General features: G+C 58.5%; 14 protein-coding genes. 7 read left to right on the plus strand and 7 right to left on the minus strand.

Annotated elements, in window-relative coordinates:
• Positions 1 to 27: 27 nt before the first annotated feature.
• From LDN84_RS05820 to gabT, 5 genes are all read right to left on the minus strand, one after another.
• Positions 28 to 852 carry an ABC transporter permease gene (locus tag LDN84_RS05820; protein ID WP_223909721.1) on the minus strand — a complete coding sequence of 275 codons (825 nt, stop codon included), beginning with the start codon at positions 850 to 852 and terminating at the stop codon, positions 28 to 30.
• Between the two features lie 5 nt (positions 853 to 857).
• Positions 858 to 2,108: an ABC transporter permease gene (locus LDN84_RS05825; RefSeq protein WP_435405919.1), complete on the minus strand. Its 1,251-nt coding sequence runs from the start codon at positions 2,106 to 2,108 to the stop codon at positions 858 to 860.
• Between the two features lie 21 nt (positions 2,109 to 2,129).
• Positions 2,130 to 3,161 carry an ABC transporter substrate-binding protein gene (locus LDN84_RS05830; protein ID WP_223909725.1) on the minus strand — a complete coding sequence of 344 codons (1,032 nt, stop codon included), beginning with the start codon at positions 3,159 to 3,161 and terminating at the stop codon, positions 2,130 to 2,132.
• Between the two features lie 54 nt (positions 3,162 to 3,215).
• Positions 3,216 to 4,310 carry an ABC transporter ATP-binding protein gene (locus tag LDN84_RS05835; protein ID WP_223909727.1) on the minus strand — a complete coding sequence of 365 codons (1,095 nt, stop codon included), beginning with the start codon at positions 4,308 to 4,310 and terminating at the stop codon, positions 3,216 to 3,218.
• A gap of 80 nt (positions 4,311 to 4,390) precedes the next feature.
• The gene (gene gabT / locus LDN84_RS05840) at positions 4,391 to 5,698 is read right to left on the minus strand and encodes a 4-aminobutyrate--2-oxoglutarate transaminase (protein WP_223909730.1); all 1,308 of its coding nucleotides are present in this window, start codon (positions 5,696 to 5,698) and stop codon (positions 4,391 to 4,393) included.
• Positions 5,699 to 5,868: 170 nt separating this feature from the next.
• On the opposite strand from gabT, the gene LDN84_RS05845 reads away from it, so the two are divergent.
• Positions 5,869 to 7,266, plus strand: a complete 1,398-nt coding sequence (locus LDN84_RS05845; protein WP_223909732.1) for an aminotransferase-like domain-containing protein — start codon at positions 5,869 to 5,871, stop codon at positions 7,264 to 7,266.
• A gap of 71 nt (positions 7,267 to 7,337) precedes the next feature.
• Here LDN84_RS05845 and LDN84_RS05850 read toward each other — a convergent pair whose 3' ends face one another.
• Both LDN84_RS05850 and LDN84_RS05855 read right to left on the minus strand, forming a co-directional pair.
• Entirely contained in the window at positions 7,338 to 8,207 is an 870-nt protein-coding gene (locus tag LDN84_RS05850; RefSeq protein ID WP_223909734.1) for an ADP-polyphosphate phosphotransferase, read from the minus strand.
• Between the two features lie 31 nt (positions 8,208 to 8,238).
• Positions 8,239 to 9,153 (minus strand): LysR family transcriptional regulator, encoded by a 915-nt coding sequence (locus LDN84_RS05855; RefSeq protein WP_223912794.1) that lies wholly within the window; start codon positions 9,151 to 9,153, stop codon positions 8,239 to 8,241.
• A gap of 249 nt (positions 9,154 to 9,402) precedes the next feature.
• Between LDN84_RS05855 and LDN84_RS05860 the strand changes: the two genes are divergently transcribed.
• The 6 genes from LDN84_RS05860 (at position 9,403) to LDN84_RS05885 (ending at position 18,281) form a co-directional block, all read left to right on the plus strand.
• The gene (locus tag LDN84_RS05860; RefSeq protein WP_223909736.1) at positions 9,403 to 10,596 is read left to right on the plus strand and encodes an acyl-CoA dehydrogenase; all 1,194 of its coding nucleotides are present in this window, start codon (positions 9,403 to 9,405) and stop codon (positions 10,594 to 10,596) included.
• A gap of 498 nt (positions 10,597 to 11,094) precedes the next feature.
• Positions 11,095 to 12,345, plus strand: a complete 1,251-nt coding sequence (locus tag LDN84_RS05865) for a CaiB/BaiF CoA transferase family protein (protein ID WP_223909738.1) — start codon at positions 11,095 to 11,097, stop codon at positions 12,343 to 12,345.
• 105 nt (positions 12,346 to 12,450) lie between these two features.
• Positions 12,451 to 13,302 carry an acid phosphatase gene (locus tag LDN84_RS05870; protein WP_223909740.1) on the plus strand — a complete coding sequence of 284 codons (852 nt, stop codon included), beginning with the start codon at positions 12,451 to 12,453 and terminating at the stop codon, positions 13,300 to 13,302.
• Positions 13,303 to 13,659: 357 nt separating this feature from the next.
• Positions 13,660 to 16,296, plus strand: coding sequence for an alanine--tRNA ligase (gene alaS, locus LDN84_RS05875; RefSeq protein WP_223909742.1), 2,637 nt, complete (start codon positions 13,660 to 13,662; stop codon positions 16,294 to 16,296).
• Positions 16,297 to 16,488: 192 nt separating this feature from the next.
• Complete coding sequence (locus tag LDN84_RS05880) at positions 16,489 to 17,265, plus strand: ferredoxin--NADP reductase (protein ID WP_223909745.1); 777 nt, start codon at positions 16,489 to 16,491, stop codon at positions 17,263 to 17,265.
• Between the two features lie 5 nt (positions 17,266 to 17,270).
• Positions 17,271 to 18,281: an adenosine kinase gene (locus LDN84_RS05885; RefSeq protein WP_223909748.1), complete on the plus strand. Its 1,011-nt coding sequence runs from the start codon at positions 17,271 to 17,273 to the stop codon at positions 18,279 to 18,281.
• The last annotated feature ends 296 nt before the right edge of the window (positions 18,282 to 18,577 follow it).

Here is an 18,577-nt window from a genome sequence, read left to right on the forward strand (position 1 = left end):
TCAATAGCATTTGAATGGGGCGTCGACTCAGCGTCTGCGCCCGCGCAGCCACTCCAGCCCGAGCATCAGGGTGGTGGTGAAGATGATCAGCAGCGTTGCCACGGCGGCAATGGTGGGGTTGATGTTTTCGCGGATACCGGTGAACATCTGGCGTGGCAGCGTGACCTGGTTGGGGCCGGCAATAAACAGCGTCACCACCACTTCGTCAAATGAAGTGGCAAAGGCAAACAGCGCGCCTGAAATCACCCCTGGCGCAATGATGGGCAGCGTGACCCGGAAGAAGGTTGCAATATGACCGGCACCCAGGCTCAAGGAAGCGCGGATCAGGTTTTCGTTGAAACTTTGCAAGGTGGCCAGGACGGTGGTCAGTACAAAGGGTGCACCCAAGGCGGCGTGCACCAGCACCAGGCCCAGGTACGTGTCGTTGAGACCGATCTTGGCGAAAAACAGGTAGGTACTCACCCCTACCACCACAATGGGAACCACCATCGGGGCGATCAGCAGGCTCATCAGCAAACCCTTGCCCCAGAACTGGATGCGAGCCAGACCAACGGCCGCCAGGGTGCCCAGAATGGTTGCCAGCAGGGTCGCCAGAGGGGCCACGATGAAGCTGTTGCGGGTGGCGCGACCCCACGCATCGGAGGTGAACAGGTTGTCATACCACTGCATGGACCAGCCGGGCATGGGGTATGCCAGGAAGGAGCTGGAGCTGAACGACAGAGGAATGATGGCCAGAATCGGCAGCAACAAAAACAGCAGCACCAGGACACCCAGGCCGCGCAGGGCGTACCAGCCGAGCTTGTCGGTGAAGGTGGCGTAGGCCGGGAACATGGGACGGGCAGGAAGTGACATGTGGTTTACCCCAGACTCAATTCAGACTTCACCACGCGGCGGTACACCGCGTACAACACCAGTGTGGCGGACAGCAGCACGGCACCCAATGCACAGGCCATACCCCAGTTGACGTTGACGTTGGTGTACTGGGCAATGTAGTAGCTCAGCATCTGGTCATCGGGTCCGCCCAGCAGCGCTGGTGTCACGTAGTAGCCAATACTCAGGATAAACACCAGCAGGCCACCCGCCCCCATGCCCGGAAAGGTTTGTGGCATGTAGACCCGGAAAAACGCCGCCAGAGGGGAACTGCCCAGCGACACGGCAGCCCGCAAATAGGTGGGTGGCACGGATTTCATCACGCTGTACAGCGGCAAGATCATGAAGGGCAACAGGATGTGCACCATGGCAATGATGACCCCGATGCGGTTGAACAGCAGTGGCAAGGGCTCATTGATCAGGCCAAGGTCCATGAAAAATCGGTTGATCACCCCATTGGTCTGCAGCAACACAATCCAGGCCGCAGAACGCACCAGCACCGAGGTCCAGAACGGCACCAGCACCAGAATCATCAAGATATTGGCCTGACGCGGGGTCAGGGTGGAGAGCCAGTACGCCAGCGGATAACCCAGCAACAGGCAAAAAACCGTGACGACACCGCTGACGCTGAAGGTGCGCATCAAAATCTTGAAGAAGGCGGCCGAATCGGCATCCACGTTCACAATTTCGCCGCGAATGTTGCGTTTCATGTCGACCGAGGCCAGCAGATAGTCGGGTGTCCAGCGTGAGCCGTTTTTGGCGATGGCTTGCCAGTAGCCCAGGTCTTCCCAGCGGGGGTCCAGCTCCAGCATGTGGGCCTTGACTTGTGCAGGCGTCAAGCCCGCATCAAAGGGCAGGGCGCGGTAGGTGCTCATGATCAGTGAGCGGGCGCCGCTGATTTCACTGTTCAGGCGGCGGGCCAGCCCGCCGGCATCAGATTGTTCGGCAATACCCGCGAGGTCTGTGGCCAGTGCTGCGTAGGCTGCATCTGGTGGATGGGAGGTGCGGTCCCACTTGTCCAGCGCGGCCACGGTGTGTGAGAGTGTGCTGGCCACTTCAGGGTTTTCGACTGCGCGCATCAGCAGCGCGCCAATCGGCACAATAAAGGTGGCCAGCAGGAAAATCAGCAAAGGCAAGGTCAGAGAGATGGCAAAGGCCTTTTTACGACGCTGCGAACGCCGCAGTTGTGCCGCCAGATTGCCGGGTATCACGGCTGCAGTTATCGTTGTCACGGTCATTACCTTCTCTCTGGGGTCAGATTACTGTGCGGCCCAAGCGGTGAAACGCTTCTCCAGCGCCTCGCCCTGGTCAGCCCAGAAGCTCACGTTGAATTGCAAGGCTGTCTTGGCATTGGCGGGGGCAGTGGGCAACTGGCTCAGCACCTTGGCATCGAGCTTGGCCAATGCTTTGGTATTGGTCGGGCCGTACGCGATGTTTTTGGCGTATTCAGCCTGTGCATCGGGGCTGCTGGCCAAGGCGATGAACTTCAGGGCGGCTTCCTTGTTGGGGGTGCCCTTGGGCATGACCCAGTAGTCCAGGTCATAAATGCCACCGGTCCAGGTGATCTTGAGGTGTTTGCCTTCGCGCTGGGCGGCATCAATACGACCGTTGTAGGCGGTGGTCATGACCACGTCACCGGCCACCAGGAACTGGGGCGGCTGCGCACCGGCTTCCCACCACTGGATGTTGGCCTTGAGTTCGCTGAGTTTCTTGAAGGCACGGTCAGCACCTTCTTTGGTTTTCAGCACCTTGTACACGTCGGCCACCGGCACGCCATCAGCCATCAGGGCAAATTCAACGTTATAGCGGGCACCCTTGCGCATGGCGCGTTTGCCGGGGAATTTTTTCACGTCCCAGAAATCAGCCCAGGTGGTGGGGGCGGTCTTGAGCTTGTCACCGTCGTAGGCCATCACCGTGGACCAGACGAAGGTGCCAATGCCACATTCGTGTACGGCTGCCGGGGTGAAGTCAGCCTTGTTGCCAATTTTGCTGTAGTCGAGTTTTTCAAACAGGCCTTCGTCGCAACCACGGGTCACATCGGGGGATTCGACCTCCACCACGTCCCAGCTGATATTTTTGGACTCGACCATGGCCTTGATCTTGGCCTGTTCGCCGTTGTATTCCACACCCACAATTTTGTTGCCGGTGGTTTTTTCGTAGGGCGCAAAGTAAGCCACTTTTTGGGCGTTGCCATTGGCTCCACCGAAGTTGACCACGGTCAACTGGGTTTCGGCTTGAGCAGAAAGGGTAAACAGCGCGGCGCAGGCCGCAACCAGGGGGGTAAGTTTCATCGACAGTTTCCTTCTTTTGGGGGGTGAAAAACAGGGCTTAAAAATGCACACGGGTCAGGCATAGACCCGCAAATGCTCGGGAGGCAACACCAGCCAGATGGCATCACCGGCTTGCGGGATGTTGGGGCCAGAGAGCGCAATCTTGACAGTAGCCGGGGCTTGGCTTTCCACCTGGCAGCGCATACGCAGGTGGTCGCCGTAGTAAATCACGTCGTTGACCCGGGCGCTCAGGCTGTTGGCGGGGGCCGGCTGGTTGCCGGGGCAAATCAGCGCCCGTTCAGGACGGATGCAGGCTTGTACCGGGTAGTTCAGCGGTGCACCATTGATGTCGAGTCCCTGCAAGGTGGCACCACCGGGCAGGCGCACCTGGCAGTTGCCACCGGCACCACGTTCGGTGGCTGTGATTTGGGCATCCAGCACGGTGTTGTCGCCCACGAAGCTGGCCACAAAGCGGTTCACCGGGGTTTCATACAGTGTGTTGACCGGGTCAATCTGCTGGATCAGCCCGTCGTTGAACACCGCCACTCGGTCGGACATGGTGAGTGCTTCGGACTGGTCGTGCGTCACGTACACAAAGGTCAGGCCGAGCTTGCGGTGCAATTCTTTCAGCTCAATTTGCATGTGCTCACGCAATTGCTTGTCCAGCGCGCCCAGCGGTTCGTCCATCAGCACCAGTTGCGGGTTGAACACCAGCGCCCGCGCCAGTGCCACACGCTGCTGTTGCCCACCCGAGAGCTGGCCCGGATAGCGGTCGCCCTTGTCAGCCAGATGCACCATGTCCAGTGCACGTTTAACCTTGTCTTCGCGCTCCGACTTGCCCAGCTTACGTACCGTCAGCGGGTAGGCCACGTTGTCGGCAATCGTCATGTGCGGAAACAGCGCGTAGTTCTGGAACACCATGCCAAAGTTGCGCTTGTGTGGCGGCGTTTTGGTGATGGGTTTGCCCGCCAGAAAGATTTCACCCGAGGTGGGTGACTCAAACCCGGCCAGCATCATCAGCGTGGTGGTTTTGCCTGAACCCGAAGGCCCCAAAAGTGACAGGAATTCACCACTCTGGATATTCAGGTTCAGGTCACGCACCACCAGGGTGCTGCCGTCATAGGTTTTTTGGACGCTGGTGAAGCGAACCAGGGGGTCAGACAATGCCATTATTTGCTATTCTTTCAAAAGCACTCAGTGCCCGTGTATAAAGGGCCTGAGCTGTTTTAACTATGCAAATACTGTGCCAGTCAGGCAATCGCTGCCAGACTGGCTTCGATGATGTCCAGACCTTCGTTCACGATCGCATCGCTGGCGGTCAGTGGCACCAAAATGCGTACTACGTTGCCATAGGTGCCACAGGTCAGCAAGATCAGACCACGTTGGGTGGCCTCAACTGCCAGGGCTTTGGCCAGCTCTGCACTGGGTTGGTGCGCATCACCGTTCTTGCACAGTTCAATGGCCACCATGGCACCCAAACCACGCACATCACAAATACGTGGGTCTTTGGCGGCGATGGCCTTCAGGCGGCTCACCATGTGCGCACCCAGGCTGCGGCTGCGCTCCAGCAGATTTTCTTTCTCGAACACGTCCAGCACGGCCAGCGCGGCAGCACAGGCCACCGGGCTACCGGCATAAGTGCCGCCCAAGCCGCCGGCTGCGGGGGCGTCCATCACTTCGGCACGACCCACCACGCCAGACAAGGGGTAGCCACCGGCGATGGATTTGGCCATGGTGATCATGTCCGGGGCCACACCGCTTTGTTCAATGGCAAACCAGGTGCCTGTGCGGCCAGCGCCGGTTTGAATTTCATCAGCAATCATCAGAATGCCGTGCTGGTCACACAGGGCGCGCACACGTTCCAGGAAATCAGTGGGAGCGACATTAAAGCCGCCTTCACCTTGCACGGGCTCCACAATGATGGCGGCCACACGGCTGGCTTCCACGTCGTTTTTCAGGATCGATTCAATGGATGCGATGGAGTCGTCCACACTCACGCCGTGTGCGGCATTCGGGAATTGTGCGTGGTAGATCTCGCCGGGAAATGGGCCAAAACCTGTTTTGTAGGGGGCGACCTTGCCTGTCAGGCCCAAAGTCAGCAGGGTGCGGCCGTGGTAGCAGCTGGTGAAGGCAATCACAGCGCTGCGTTTGGTGTACGAGCGTGCGATCTTGACGGCGTTTTCAACCGCTTCGGCTCCGGTGGTCAGGAACAGGGTTTTCTTGGCAAAGTTGCCGGGTGCCAATGCGTTGAAGCGCTCGGCCAGTTCCACGTAGGGTTCATAAGCCAGTACCTGGAAACAGGTGTGGGTGTACAGGTCGATCTGTTTTTTGACCGCTTGGGCGATCTCGGGGTTGCAGTGGCCGGTGTTGAGCACGGCAATGCCACCGGCAAAGTCAATGTAGCGCTTGCCTTCCACGTCCCACACCTCGGCGTTTTCACCACGTGCAATGAAAACTTCGTGGCTTTGGCCAACGCCACGGGGAATAGCCGCTTTGCGGCGGGCCATCAGGGCGGCGTTGGTTTGTTGGGTCTTGGTCAGCATAGGGGTCCTGTTCATGGGTTAAACCGAAAAAATTCACCTGTCTCCAAATGAATGATCAAGGTTGGCGTTGATAAAGTGATGTAACTGTAGAGGCGATATTTCGAACCAACCATATACAGTTAGCCCTTTTTTGAAGATGTACTGTATGGTTCTGTCTACCTGTACATGTAAACCCTAGGTGGCCTATGTTGATGCTTAATCCGCAAAGTTCTGTACCCCTGGTACTCCAGATCGTGGAGGGCTTTCGTTCGGTGATTGATGCCGGTGAACTCCGCCCGGGTTCCAAAGCCCCCTCGATCCGCCAGTTTGCCCATGCCCACAATGTGAGTGTGTTCACCGTGGTGGATGCCTATGACCGCCTGGTGGCGCTGGGCTACTTTGCTTCACGGCCGCATTCCGGCTTTTTTGTCAAACAGCGACCCACCTCAGTCAGTGTGCTCCCCGGTCACGGCCCGAATTTCAGCTTTGACTCGATGTGGTACCTGCGGCGTATTTTTGAAAACCGGGCGCTCAGCATCAAACCCGGCTGCGGCTGGTTGCCGGGTGACTGGTTGTTTCAGGACGGTGTGCGCCGCGGTTTGCGCAATTTGGCCGCTGCCGATGTGGATTTGAGTGGGTATGGCGAGCCCAAGGGTTATCTGCCCTTGCGTCAACTGGTGCGTGAACTTCTGGCCGAGCAGGAAATTGCCGTCACGCCCGAGCAGGTGCTGCTCACCCAAGGTTCAAGTCAGGCCATGGATCTGGTGGCACGCCGCCTGGTGCGCCCAGGAGATGCGGTGCTGGTGGATGACCCTGGTTACCCCAACCTGCTGTTTTCTCTGCGGTTTTTGGGTGCACGCCTGATTGGTGTACCACGCACGCCCACCGGCTACGACCTGGCGGCACTGGAGCGGTTGGTGATTGAAGAGCAACCCAAATTGTTCTTCACCCAGCCCCGCCTGCAGAGCCCCACCGGCTCGGTGGCCCAGTTGTCGCATCTGCACCGGGTGATGCAGCTGGCCGATAAACACGACTTTCTGGTGGTGGAAAACGACATTTATGCCGATCTGGACCCCGAGCCCAGGCCGTCGCTGGCTAGCCTGGATCAGCTCAACCGGGTGATCTACATCAGCAGTTTTTCCAAGACCATTTCGCCCAATATCCGCGTCGGCTATGTGGCGGCCAACCCGGATTTACTGGAAGATCTGGCACAACTGAAGATGATCTCGGGCCTGACCTCGTCCGAGTTCAGTGAGCGGCTGGCTCATGGTGCATTGACCGATGGGCGTTGCCGCAAACATGTCAAAAGCCTGCGTGAGCGCCTGGCCAAGGTTCATGTGCAAGCTGCATCCAAGCTGCTCAAGGTCGGGTTTGAGATTTTTCATGAGCCCAAGGCCGGGATTTTTTTGTGGGCCAAACACCCGGCGCTGCCGGATTCGGGTGAGCTGGCCTACAAAGCTTCTGAACAAGACATCTTGCTTGGCCCTGGGCACTTGTTCAGCCCGGAATTACGCACCAGCCCCTGGCTGCGTTTTAACGTGATTTTTTGTACCGAACCGGCACTGTTTACCTTTCTGGAAGAGCAGTGCAACGGCGGCATTTGACGGGCTGCATCCTGTTGATCCGGCCCGAACGGAACTTCAAACATCGTTGGACTGAATCAATAAGCGTGTTGTCAGTTCACCAGTTTCTTGCGGATGTCTTTGAGTTCACGCAAGCGCTGCGGGCTTAGCTCCGGGTAAGCCATGTTGAGGCCCTTGAAGACATCCAGCACGATGCTTGAAATGATCAGTCGGGCATTTTCTTTGTCGTCGGCGGGAACCACATACCAAGGTGCTGTCTGGGTGCTGGTGGCGCTCAAGCAGTCTTCATAGGCTTGCATGTACTGCGGCCAGAACTCGCGCTCCTGCATGTCGGCCTCGCTGAATTTCCAGTTTTTCTCTGGTTCATCAATGCGGGCCAGAAAGCGCTTGCGTTGCTCGTTTTTGGACAAATGCAGGAAAAACTTGACAATGCGCGTGCCGTTGCGATGCAGGTGGTTTTCCATGTCAACAATCGAGCGGTAGCGTTCTTGCCAGAGGGTGGTCATTTTTTTGGGGGTGTCGGGTAGGCGCTGCGCCTGAAGAATTTCCGGGTGCACCCGCACGATCAATACCTCTTCGTAATAAGACCGGTTGAAGATGCCAATGCGCCCGCGCTCGGGCAGGCACTGATTGGTGCGCCACAAAAAGTCATGATCCAGGTCCGAGGCGCTGGGGTGCTTGAAGCTGAACACTTGACAGCCTTGCGGATTGATCCCGGACATCACATGGCGAATGGCGCCATCCTTGCCCGCGGCATCCATGGCCTGAAAAATCAGCAACACGGCGTACCGGTCAGAGGCGTAGTGCAGTTGCTGCAACTCGCTGAGTTCGGCCACTTGTTTGTCAAGAGATTTTTGGTACGCCTTTTTGGAGGTGCAGGCTGATTTAACCAAGGTTGGCCAGTCTTTGAGGACCACTTTTTGTCCCTCTTTCACACGGAAATCCGTCAGATTGATGTCCATTTTTCAGCCTTGAATGAGTTCGGATATACGCTTATAGCGTTTTGTGCTGCGTTGTGATCGTCCGCACCAACCAATCCTCAAACAACTGTGTGGCCGCTGCGTTGTCATCGGTCTCGGGCCTGACCAGGTAGTAGGCGCGCTGGCTGATGAGTTCATGCGCACAGGCCACGCGCAAATCACCGCGGACCAGCTCTTCCTGCACCAGCAAGGGCGGCACCAGCGCCAAACCCAGGCCTTGCACCGCCGCCGCGGCGGTCATGGAAAAAAGCTCAAACCTGGCACCTGCCAGGGCTTGCGGGGCGCTCACGCCCTGGGCCTCAAACCATTGCCGCCAGGCATCGGGCCGGGTGCTTTGTTGCAGCAGGGGCAGCCCGGCCATGGCCTGCGGGCTCAGCGTGGCTTGACCGTTCAGCAGCGCTGGCGCACACACCGGCAACACCACTTCGTCGAGCAGTTTCACGGCCCGGGTGCCAGCCCATTGGTTCACCTGCTCGGGTGTGCCGGCGTACAGGGCGCAGTCATAGGGCGAGTCGGTGAACATGAAAGGGCGTGTGCGGGTGTCGATGTGCAGGGTGAGGCCGGGGTGCTGGCTTTTAAGCTGCGGCAGGCGCGGAATCAGCCAGCGGGTGGCAAAGGTTGGCACGGCGGCCAGGTGGATCACGCTGGCGCGGCCCTGGGTGCTCATGACATCGAGCGTGTCCTGCTCCAGGGCGTTCAGGCGGCTGGCGACTTGCTGGGCGTAGTCGCGCCCACTGTTGGTGAGTGTCACACCGTGGCGGGTGCGTTTGAACAGGGCCACACCCAGATACTCTTCCAGCGCGGTGAGCTGGCGCGACACCGCACCCTGCGTGAGTGAAAGCTCTTGTGCAGCGCGGGTGTAGCTCTGGTGGCGGGCCGCCGCGTCAAAGCAGGCGAGGGCTTGGAGGGAAGGGATTTTTCTGCGCATGATGTGCGTAATGTACATAACAAGACTCTGATGAGTCAGAAATCTACTATAAAAATAGAAGCTTCATACGCTTTATTTAATTGATTAGATTGTCAATTTTGATGGTGAACAAAATGCTTCATTGCTGTGAGTCAATTATTTAAATGTGTTTAAAACTCATATCAAAGTGACAATAAATCGTTTGTCGTCTGGGCCGCTGCCGCGCTACCATGCGTGCCAACCTTGTTCAACTTCCTGAAAGACACTTCCATGGCCCACGCAGCATTCAACTGGCAAGATCCCTTTTTGCTGGAACAGCAACTCACCGACGATGAACGCATGATCAAAGAGGCCGCCGCTGCCTACTGCCAGGACAAGCTGCAACCGCGTGTGGTGCAAGCCTTTCGCGCCGAACAAACCGACCCCGCCATCTTCCGCGAGATGGGTGAACTCGGTCTGCTCGGCCCCACGGTTCCAGAAGCCTACGGTGGCCCCGGCCTGAACTATGTGGCCTACGGCCTGATCGCCCGTGAAGTAGAGCGTGTGGACTCAGGCTACCGCTCGATGATGAGTGTGCAAAGTTCGCTGGTGATGGTGCCGATTTTTGAGTTTGGCAACGAGGCCACCAAACAAAAATACCTGCCCAAGCTGGCCACCGGTGAGTGGATTGGCTGCTTTGGCCTGACCGAACCCAACCACGGCTCCGACCCGGCCAGCATGCTCAGCCGCGCCGTCAAAGTACCGGGCGGCTACAAACTGACGGGTAACAAGATGTGGATCTCGAACAGCCCAATTGCCGACGTGTTTGTGGTCTGGGCCAAAGAGGTGACCGAAGACGGCGCAGTCGGACCGATCCGCGGCTTTGTGCTGGAAAAAGGCGCACCCGGCCTGAGCGCCCCGGCGATCCACGGCAAGGTGGGCCTGCGTGCCAGCATCACCGGCGAGATCGTCATGGACGGCGTGTTCTGCCCCGAAGAAAACGCTTTCCCCGAAGTGCGCGGCCTCAAAGGCCCGTTCACCTGCCTCAACAGCGCCCGCTACGGCATTGCCTGGGGTGCGCTGGGTGCAGCGGAAGATTGTTGGTTCCGTGCCCGTCAGTACGTGCTGGACCGCCAGCAATTTGGCCGCCCACTGGCAGCCAACCAGTTGATCCAGAAAAAGCTGGCCGACATGCAAACCGAAATTGCGCTCGGCCTGCAAGGCTGTCTGCGCCTGGGCCGTATGAAGGACGAAGGCACGGCGGCGGTCGAGATCACCTCGATCTTGAAGCGCAATAGCTGCGGCAAAGCGCTCGACGTGGCCCGACTGGCGCGCGACATGATGGGTGGCAACGGCATCAGCGACGAGTTTGGTGTGGCCCGCCATCTGGTGAACCTGGAAGTGGTCAACACCTACGAGGGCACGCATGACATCCACGCCCTGATTCTGGGCCGGGCGCAGACCGGGATTCAGGCGTTTTGTTAATTGGGGTCAGATTCCAATTAATTGCCGGATGAGACGGGATTTGGGGTGCGCCAATGTTCGTGGTGGCAGCGGGCGGGGTATGGAAACCCGCCGACTTCGCAAAGCGCAGCGCGTTGAGGCGGGTTTCCATACCCCACCCGCTGCAACACGCGCCGTTGGTGTGCCAAGGTTTTGAAGTCCGAATGCCCAGTCCAGCGGATGCGATGAACGAATGGACACGTCGAGGGCTGAGGCAGAGCTTGGTGACCGCCGCTGAAGAGCATCTTCCTGCACATGAATGGGACCCCGGTCTTTTACGTCGACGACCTTCACTGCGCGTCAGGCCGTGTGGGCTTGGGCTGGGGGCCGACTTCGCAAAGCGCAGCGCGTTGAGGCCCCCGGCCCAAGCCCACATGGCCCACCCCAACCATTGGCCCGTCCACGATCCCCGCATTGCATAAGCACCACAACAGCCAGCCAGTCAGCCACTGAATCCGTGATACCCAACAAGCAGACAACATGACCACCCAAGCAGCCGCCCTCTCCCACCTCAAAGTCCTCGACCTGTCCCGCGTGCTGGCCGGCCCCTGGTGTACCCAGATGCTGGCCGATTTGGGGGCTGACGTGATCAAGGTCGAACGCCCCGGCGCAGGTGACGACACCCGCCACTGGGGGCCACCCTTCCTCAAAGATGCCGACGGCAATGACACCGACCAGGCCACCTACTTCACCGCCTGCAACCGCAACAAACGCGCCATCACGCTGGACATGGCCCGACCCGAAGGCCAGGCGCTGATCCTGCAAATGGCGCGCAATAGCGACGTGCTGGTGGAGAACTTCAAGGTTGGCGGCCTCAAGCAATACGGGCTGGACTACGAGAGCCTCAAAGCCGTCAACCCACGGCTGATCTACTGCTCAGTCACTGGCTTTGGCCAGACCGGCCCCTATGCCGAACGCGCTGGCTACGACCTGATGATCCAGGCCATGAGCGGCCTGATGAGCATCACCGGCCACGCCGATGGCCAGCCCGGCGGCGGCCCGATGCGCATGGGTGTGGCGCTGATCGACGTGCTCACCGGTATCTACGCTTGCAGCGCCATCCTGGCCGCCATCGAGGCGCGTCACCAAACCGGGCAGGGCCAGCACATCGACATGGCGCTGCTCGATGTCGGCATGGCTGTGCTGGCCAATCAGGCGGCGGGCTTTCTGAACACCGGCAAAGTACCGCAACGCCAGGGCAACACCCACCCCAGCCTGGCTCCGTACCAGACCTTCGAGACGGCAGATGGCCAAATGCTGTTGGCCGTGGGCAATGACGGCCAGTTTGCCCGTTTTTGTGAAGCCGCAGGCCAAGCCGAATGGGCACAAGACGACCGTTTTCGCACCAACACCCTGCGCGTGAAACACCGCGAGGTGCTGATCCCCTTGATGCAAACCGTCACCCGCACCCGCAGCACCGCCCAGTGGATTACCCTGCTGGAAGACAAGGCCGTGCCCTGCGGCCCGATCAACAACATGGCCCAGGCCTTTGCCGATGAACAGGTACAAGCCCGTGGTTTAGTGATCAAACAGCCTGTAGAGCAGGTAAATCAAGTGCAAGCAGCTATTGAAAATATAGCAACTGTAGCCAGCCCGCTGCGCCTACAAGCCACGCCGCCCGTGTTGCGCCGCGCGCCACCCAGCTTGGGGGAACACACTGATGAGGTGCTGGCTGAGTTGGGTTTGAACGCGGCAGAAGTGGCCACTCTGCGAAGCCGTGGCGTGATCTGAGCATTTCTCTTCCCATTGGCCGCGCTGGATTGGGGTGCGTTGTTTCCAAACAGGCTGTTATGCTGATCCCGACCTTTTGATGATCCACATTTCGGGAGCACATGCATGACACCACGCTTTACCCCTCAAGACACGCTGCCTCGGCGCTGGCTGCTCGGGCTGTTCGGTGTGATGCTGAGCGGTTGCGCCAGCCTCAGCACCCCATCATCGACTGATCCTGCCAACCCGGCCCCTAAGCCAAGCCGGTATCTGGACACGCAGGAACTGCCCGACAGCAAGAATCTGCTGCCTCCTCACCCGACCCAAGGCGCAGCGGCCATGGCGCTGGACGAAGAGATCAGCCAACGCAGTTTCGCCCTGCGCGACACCTCGCGCTGGGCGCTGGCCCGTACCGATGCGGACGTGAGTTTTCCCAACGCGGCCGACACTTTCTCTTGTGCCCTGAATGCCCCCGTGACCGAAGCCGACACGCCGTATCTGTACCAGCTGCTGCTGCGCACCCGCGATGATTTGGGGTATTCCACCCGCAGCGCCAAAAAACATGCCCAGAGGCCACGTCCCTTCGTGGTCAACCATGAACCTATTTGCACCCCTGAATACCAGGCCCAGATGTTCAAGGAAAGTTCTTACCCTTCCGGACACGCCACCGTGGGCTGGGGCTGGGCGCTGATTTTGGCGGAGCTGTCACCCCAGCATGCCAATGCGGTGCTGGCACGCGGTCTGGCCTATGGCGAAAGCCGCAATGTCTGCAATGTGCACTGGCACAGTGATGTGGTGCAGGCCCGCTCTGTCGCGGCGGCCACCGTCGCCGTGCTGCACAGCAAGGCTGCTTTTCGCGCCGAAATGGAAGCCGCGCGTGCCGAGTTGCTGGTTGTGCGCAGCCAGGGCATGAAGCCCCGTCGTGATTGCGCTGCCGAAGCCGCCGCTCTGTCGCAACTGCCGTCATTGGCTCAGTGAATGCGCTGCCTTGGCATCGCGCAGGCAGCAGGACCTCATGGGTCTCATTGAGCGCGACGCACGTAGATCGCGATAAACCGGCCATGGCGCGGCGCAGTGTTCATGCGCATGTCGATGGGCTGTATGGAATGAAGAATGGGCCTCTAGAGCTTGTCAATCATGCGCAAGTAGCTCCGAAATTCAGAGTGTTTTGATCTGTTGCCAGGTTGGGCTGGCTACGGTCACCAAGATCAACTTGAAAGCGCTACACCAACAGGTCAGCAAGTGGCCGGGCGATAATAGACGGCTTCCTTTGCGCGGCTTCAGGCCGCCGGGCCTGCCGAACCTTGTCTCACCCTTTTGAAATAGACCCCTGACATGACCCAGTCCGCCAACCCCAGCACCATCAGTGTTGCCGACATTCGCAAATCGTTTCTTGATTTCTTTGCCTCCAAAGGCCACACCGTGGTGGCCTCCAGTCCCTTGGTGCCGGGCAACGACCCCACGCTGATGTTCACCAACTCCGGCATGGTTCAGTTCAAGGACGTGTTTTTGGGCACCGACAAGCGCTCTTATGTGCGTGCTGCATCGGTGCAAGCCTGCCTGCGTGCCGGGGGCAAGCACAACGACCTGGAAAACGTCGGCTACACCGCACGCCACCACACCTTTTTTGAGATGCTGGGCAACTGGAGTTTTGGCGACTACTTCAAGCGTGAATCCCTGAAATGGGCTTGGGAACTGCTGACCGAGGTCTACAAGCTGCCCAAAGAGCGCCTGCTGGCCACCGTTTATGAAGAAGACGACGAAGCCTATGACATCTGGACCCAAGAAATTGGTCTGCCGCCCGAGCGTGTGATCCGCATCGGCGACAACAAGGGTGGCCGTTACAAGAGCGACAACTTCTGGATGATGGCCGACACCGGCCCGTGTGGCCCGTGCAGCGAAATCTTCTACGACCACGGCGACCACATTCCCGGCGGCCCACCCGGCAGCCCTGAAGAAGACGGCGACCGCTTCATCGAAATCTGGAACAACGTGTTCATGCAGTTCAACATGGACGAAACCGGCGCGGTGACTCCGCTGCCCGCACCCTGCGTAGACACCGGCATGGGTCTGGAGCGCCTGGCGGCCATTCTGCAGCACGTGCACAGCAATTACGAGATCGACCTGTTTGACGCACTGATCAAAGCCGCAGCGCGTGAAACCCACACCACCGACCTGACCAATCCGTCATTGAAGGTGATTGCCGACCACATTCGCGCCACCGCCTTTTTGGTGGCCGACGGTGTGCCGCCGAGCAACGAAGGCCGTGGTTATGTGCAGCGCCGCATCATCCGCCGCGCCATTCGCCACGGTTACAAACTGGGCCAGAAAACCCCGTTTTTCCACAAACTGGTGCCCGATCTGGTGGCCCAGATGGGCGCAGCCTACCCGCATCTGGCCGAGCAGGCGCAGCGCATCATGGAGGTGCTGCGGCTGGAGGAAGAGCGGTTTTACGAGACGCTGGAAGTGGGTATGGAGATTCTGGACGAGGCGCTGGCAGGTGATGTCAAAGTGCTTCCCGGTGACGTGGCCTTCAAGTTGCACGACACCTTTGGCTTCCCTCTGGACTTGTCTGCCGACGTGTGCCGCGAACGTGGCTTGACGGTGGATTCCGCTGGTTTTGATGCCGCCATGGCGCATCAAAAAGCCCAGGGCCGTGCGGCCGGCAAGTTCAAGATGGACAAGGCGCTCGACTACACCGGTGCGGGCAATGAATTCGTGGGCTACGAACACTTGACAAAAGCTACAGAAATTGTAGCTATCTACGCTGATGGTGCAAGTGTTACAAGCCTAAAAGAGGGTCAAAATGGGGTGCTGGTGCTGGCTGCCACACCGTTTTATGGCGAAAGTGGTGGTCAGGTGGGCGATTCTGGTGCGGTGTTCTGTGACCATGCCTTGTTTGAGGTGGCTGACACACAAAAGATCAAGGCCGATGTGTTTGGCCACCACGGCACGCTCAAAACCGGCGAACTCAAGGTCGGTGACAGCGTCACAGCGCATGTCAACTCCAGCGCCCGGGCCGCCACCCAGCGCAACCACTCGGTCACTCACCTGATGCACAAAGCCCTACGCGAAGTGCTGGGCGGCCACGTGCAGCAAAAAGGCAGCTTGGTCAACCCGGATCGCACCCGTTTTGACTTCGCCCACAACGCACCGGTGACCGATGCCGAGATCCGCGAGATTGAAGCCCGTGTGAATGCCGAGATTTTGGCCAACGCCGCCACCCAGGCGCGGGTGATGGACATCGAGTCGGCCCAGAAGACCGGCGCGATGATGTTGTTTGGCGAAAAATATGGCGAAACCGTGCGGGTGCTCGACATTGGCGAAAGCCGCGAACTGTGCGGCGGCACCCATGTGGCACGCACTGGCGACATTGGCCTGTTCAAGGTGGTGGCCGAGAGCGGCGTGGCCTCGGGTGTGCGCCGGATTGAAGCCGTCACTGGCGAAAACGCCTTGCATTACCTGCAACATCTGGAAGACAGCATAGGCAATGCCGCCCACCTGCTGAAAACCCCGGTGACCGAGGTGAATGACCGCCTGGTGACGGTGCTGGATCACGTCAAAACCCTGGAAAAAGAAGTGGCCGCGCTCAAAGGCAAGCTGGCATCCGCCCAGGGCGACGAGCTGGTGACCCAGGCGCAAGACCTACAAGGTGTGAAACTGCTGGTGGCCCGCCTGGAAGGGGCCGATGTGAAGACCTTGCGCGACACCATGGACAAACTCAAGGACAAGCTGAAAACCGCCGTGATTGTGCTCGGTGTGGTCGATGGGGCCAAGGTGCAAATCGCCGTGGGCGTGACTCCCGACACCACCGCCAAGGTCAAAGCCGGTGAGCTGGTCAACTTTGTCGCGGCGCAAGTCGGCGGCAAAGGCGGCGGCAAGCCTGACATGGCCATGGCTGGTGGCACTGAACCCGCGCAATTGGCGCAAGCCTTGGCCAGCGTGCAAGCCTGGGTGGAAGCGAAACTCTGAATGCTATTTAAAAGATAGCTGCTTGGGCTTGTGACATAAGCGCTACAGTCTGATTTTTCATAAATTTTCGGGGCACTATGAAAAATGCAGCTGTAGAGGCTGATGTGGCAAGCGATTGAGATTTATCAGGGCTGTTTGGGCCCGATGTTTTAGACTCTTATTCTTTTACCGACCCTCTTTTCAAGGCGACCCATGAGTGCTTTTTTGAATGAAACTGTTTTAAGCGTCCACCACTGGACTGATCGCCTGTTCAGCTTCACCACCACGCGAGATGAAGCCTTACGCTTCTCCAACGGCCACTTCACCATGATTGGCCTGCGTGATGCCAATGGCAAACCACTGTTGCGTGCCTACAGCATCGTCAGCGCCAATTACGAAGACCATCTGGAGTTTTTGAGCATCAAGGTGCAAGACGGCCCGCTCACCTCCAAGCTCCAACACATCCAGGTCGGCGACAAGATTGTGGTGGGCAAAAAGCCCACCGGCACGCTGCTGATTGACTACTTGTTGCCCGGCAAAAACCTGTATCTGTTTGGTACGGGTACCGGTCTGGCCCCGTTCCTGAGCATTGTGCGTGACCCGGAAACCTATGAAAAGTTTGAAAAAGTCATTCTGGTCCACGGCGTGCGCCAGGTCGCCGAGCTGGCCTACCACGACTATTTGACGCAAGAGTTGCCCGAGCATGAGTTTTTGGGCGAAATGGTCAGTGCCCAAATGCTGTATTACCCCACCGTGACACGCGAGCCGTTCAAAAACCAGGGCCGCATCACCGACCTGATCGAGTCTGGCAAATTGCAGACCGACCTGGGTTTGCCCAAGTTTGACCCGGCCACCGATCGCGCCATGATGTGTGGCAGCCCGGCCTTGCTCAAAGACTTGAAACACATTCTGGAAAAACGCGGTTTCCTCGAAGGCAACACGACCAAGCAGGGTGACTTTGTGGTTGAACGTGCCTTTGTCGAGCAGTAATTCACATGACCTACCACCTCTACGCCATTGGCAATGCCTTGGTGGACACCGAATACGAAGTCTCTGATGCGCAGTTGCAAGCCGCAGGCGTAGAAAAGCGCCACATGACACTGATTGATGCCGCCCGGCGCACCGAGTTGCTCAAACATGTGCACAACGTCAAATCACACCGTACCGGTGGCGGCTCGGCGGGCAACACGGTGGTGGCGCTGGCCCAGTTGGGCGGACGTGCGTTTTACTCCTGCCGCGTGGCCGATGACGAGCTGGGTGATTTCTACACCAAAGACCTGCTGTCGCATGGCGTGGCCACCAACCTGACCCACACCAAACCACCCCAAGGCCAAACCGGCAGCTGTATGGTGATGGTGACGCCGGATGCCGAGCGCAGCATGAGCACCTTTTTGGGTGCCACGGCCGAAATTGACGAGGCCGCACTGCATCCGCATGACATCGTCAAGGCCCGTGTGTATTACATGGAAGGTTATTTGGCCGCTTCGCCATCAGGTTTGGCGGCTGCTGTGAAAGGCCGCTTGATTGCCAAGCAGGCGGGTGTGAAACTGGCCACCACGCTCAGCGACATGAGCATGATTAATTTTTGCCGCCCCGGCCTGGAAGCCATGGTGCAGGATGATCTGGACTTCTTGTTTTGCAACGAGGAAGAAGCCCAGGTGTGGTGTGGTAGCCAGGACATGGCGCAAATTTGCCAGCAACTGGGTACCCGGGCCAAAACCGTGTGTCTGACACGCAGTGCCAAAGGCTGTCTAGTGATCGAGCAAGGCCATGTGACGGAAGTGCCTACAACGGCGGTCAAAGCCATCGACACCAATGGGGCGGGCGACATGTTTGCCGGTGCCTTTTTGTATGCGGTGACACACGGTCACAGCCATGCTCAAGCCGCCTGGCTAGCCAACCGGGCCGCTGGCCGGGTGGTAGCGCAATATGGCAACCGCTTGAGCCAGGATGTGGTGAACAGTTTACGAGCCGAATTTACACAGCACACGGCAGTGTCAAACTGACTTGGGTGCAAATGCCGCACAAGTTTTTCTGGCCGTGACCAATGCGCTGTTTCATCTGGCCGCAGTGGCACGGAACTTGGCGTTTTTGATTTACTTATGGATGTATACCCCTTGGTTGTTCCAGGTCCGGCTGGATGGTCAAGACGGTTAGGGTTACTGCTCATGGTTTGGCGTTCCGGTAACGTTAAACTAAAGCTTAGTCAGCTGGGGTGATAACATCATTAATCGCAAATGACTTATTTAAATGATTGTTTGCATTTTGATCTGCTCTCTGCTTGTCAACCATATGGCTGACA

The sequence above is a fragment of the Rhodoferax lithotrophicus genome, from assembly GCF_019973615.1.
Classification (GTDB): Bacteria; Pseudomonadota; Gammaproteobacteria; order Burkholderiales; family Burkholderiaceae_C; genus Rhodoferax; species Rhodoferax lithotrophicus.

Bases quoted from the DNA above. Each gene is read 5' to 3' on its own strand.
- LDN84_RS05845 (WP_223909732.1), top strand. From the start codon at position 5,869: ATGTTGATGCTTAATCCGCAAAGTTCTGTACCCCTGGTACTCCAGATC.
- alaS (WP_223909742.1), top strand. From the start codon at position 13,660: ATGACCCAGTCCGCCAACCCCAGCACCATCAGTGTTGCCGACATTCGC.
- gabT (WP_223909730.1), bottom strand. From the start codon at position 5,698: ATGAACAGGACCCCTATGCTGACCAAGACCCAACAAACCAACGCCGCC.
- LDN84_RS05830 (WP_223909725.1), bottom strand. From the start codon at position 3,161: ATGAAACTTACCCCCCTGGTTGCGGCCTGCGCCGCGCTGTTTACCCTT.
- LDN84_RS05820 (WP_223909721.1), bottom strand. From the start codon at position 852: ATGTCACTTCCTGCCCGTCCCATGTTCCCGGCCTACGCCACCTTCACC.
- LDN84_RS05855 (WP_223912794.1), bottom strand. From the start codon at position 9,153: ATGCGCAGAAAAATCCCTTCCCTCCAAGCCCTCGCCTGCTTTGACGCG.
- LDN84_RS05850 (WP_223909734.1), bottom strand. From the start codon at position 8,207: ATGGACATCAATCTGACGGATTTCCGTGTGAAAGAGGGACAAAAAGTG.
- LDN84_RS05860 (WP_223909736.1), top strand. From the start codon at position 9,403: ATGGCCCACGCAGCATTCAACTGGCAAGATCCCTTTTTGCTGGAACAG.
- LDN84_RS05865 (WP_223909738.1), top strand. From the start codon at position 11,095: ATGACCACCCAAGCAGCCGCCCTCTCCCACCTCAAAGTCCTCGACCTG.
- LDN84_RS05885 (WP_223909748.1), top strand. From the start codon at position 17,271: ATGACCTACCACCTCTACGCCATTGGCAATGCCTTGGTGGACACCGAA.
- LDN84_RS05825 (WP_435405919.1), bottom strand. From the start codon at position 2,108: ATGACCGTGACAACGATAACTGCAGCCGTGATACCCGGCAATCTGGCG.
- LDN84_RS05880 (WP_223909745.1), top strand. From the start codon at position 16,489: ATGAGTGCTTTTTTGAATGAAACTGTTTTAAGCGTCCACCACTGGACT.
- LDN84_RS05870 (WP_223909740.1), top strand. From the start codon at position 12,451: ATGACACCACGCTTTACCCCTCAAGACACGCTGCCTCGGCGCTGGCTG.
- LDN84_RS05835 (WP_223909727.1), bottom strand. From the start codon at position 4,310: ATGGCATTGTCTGACCCCCTGGTTCGCTTCACCAGCGTCCAAAAAACC.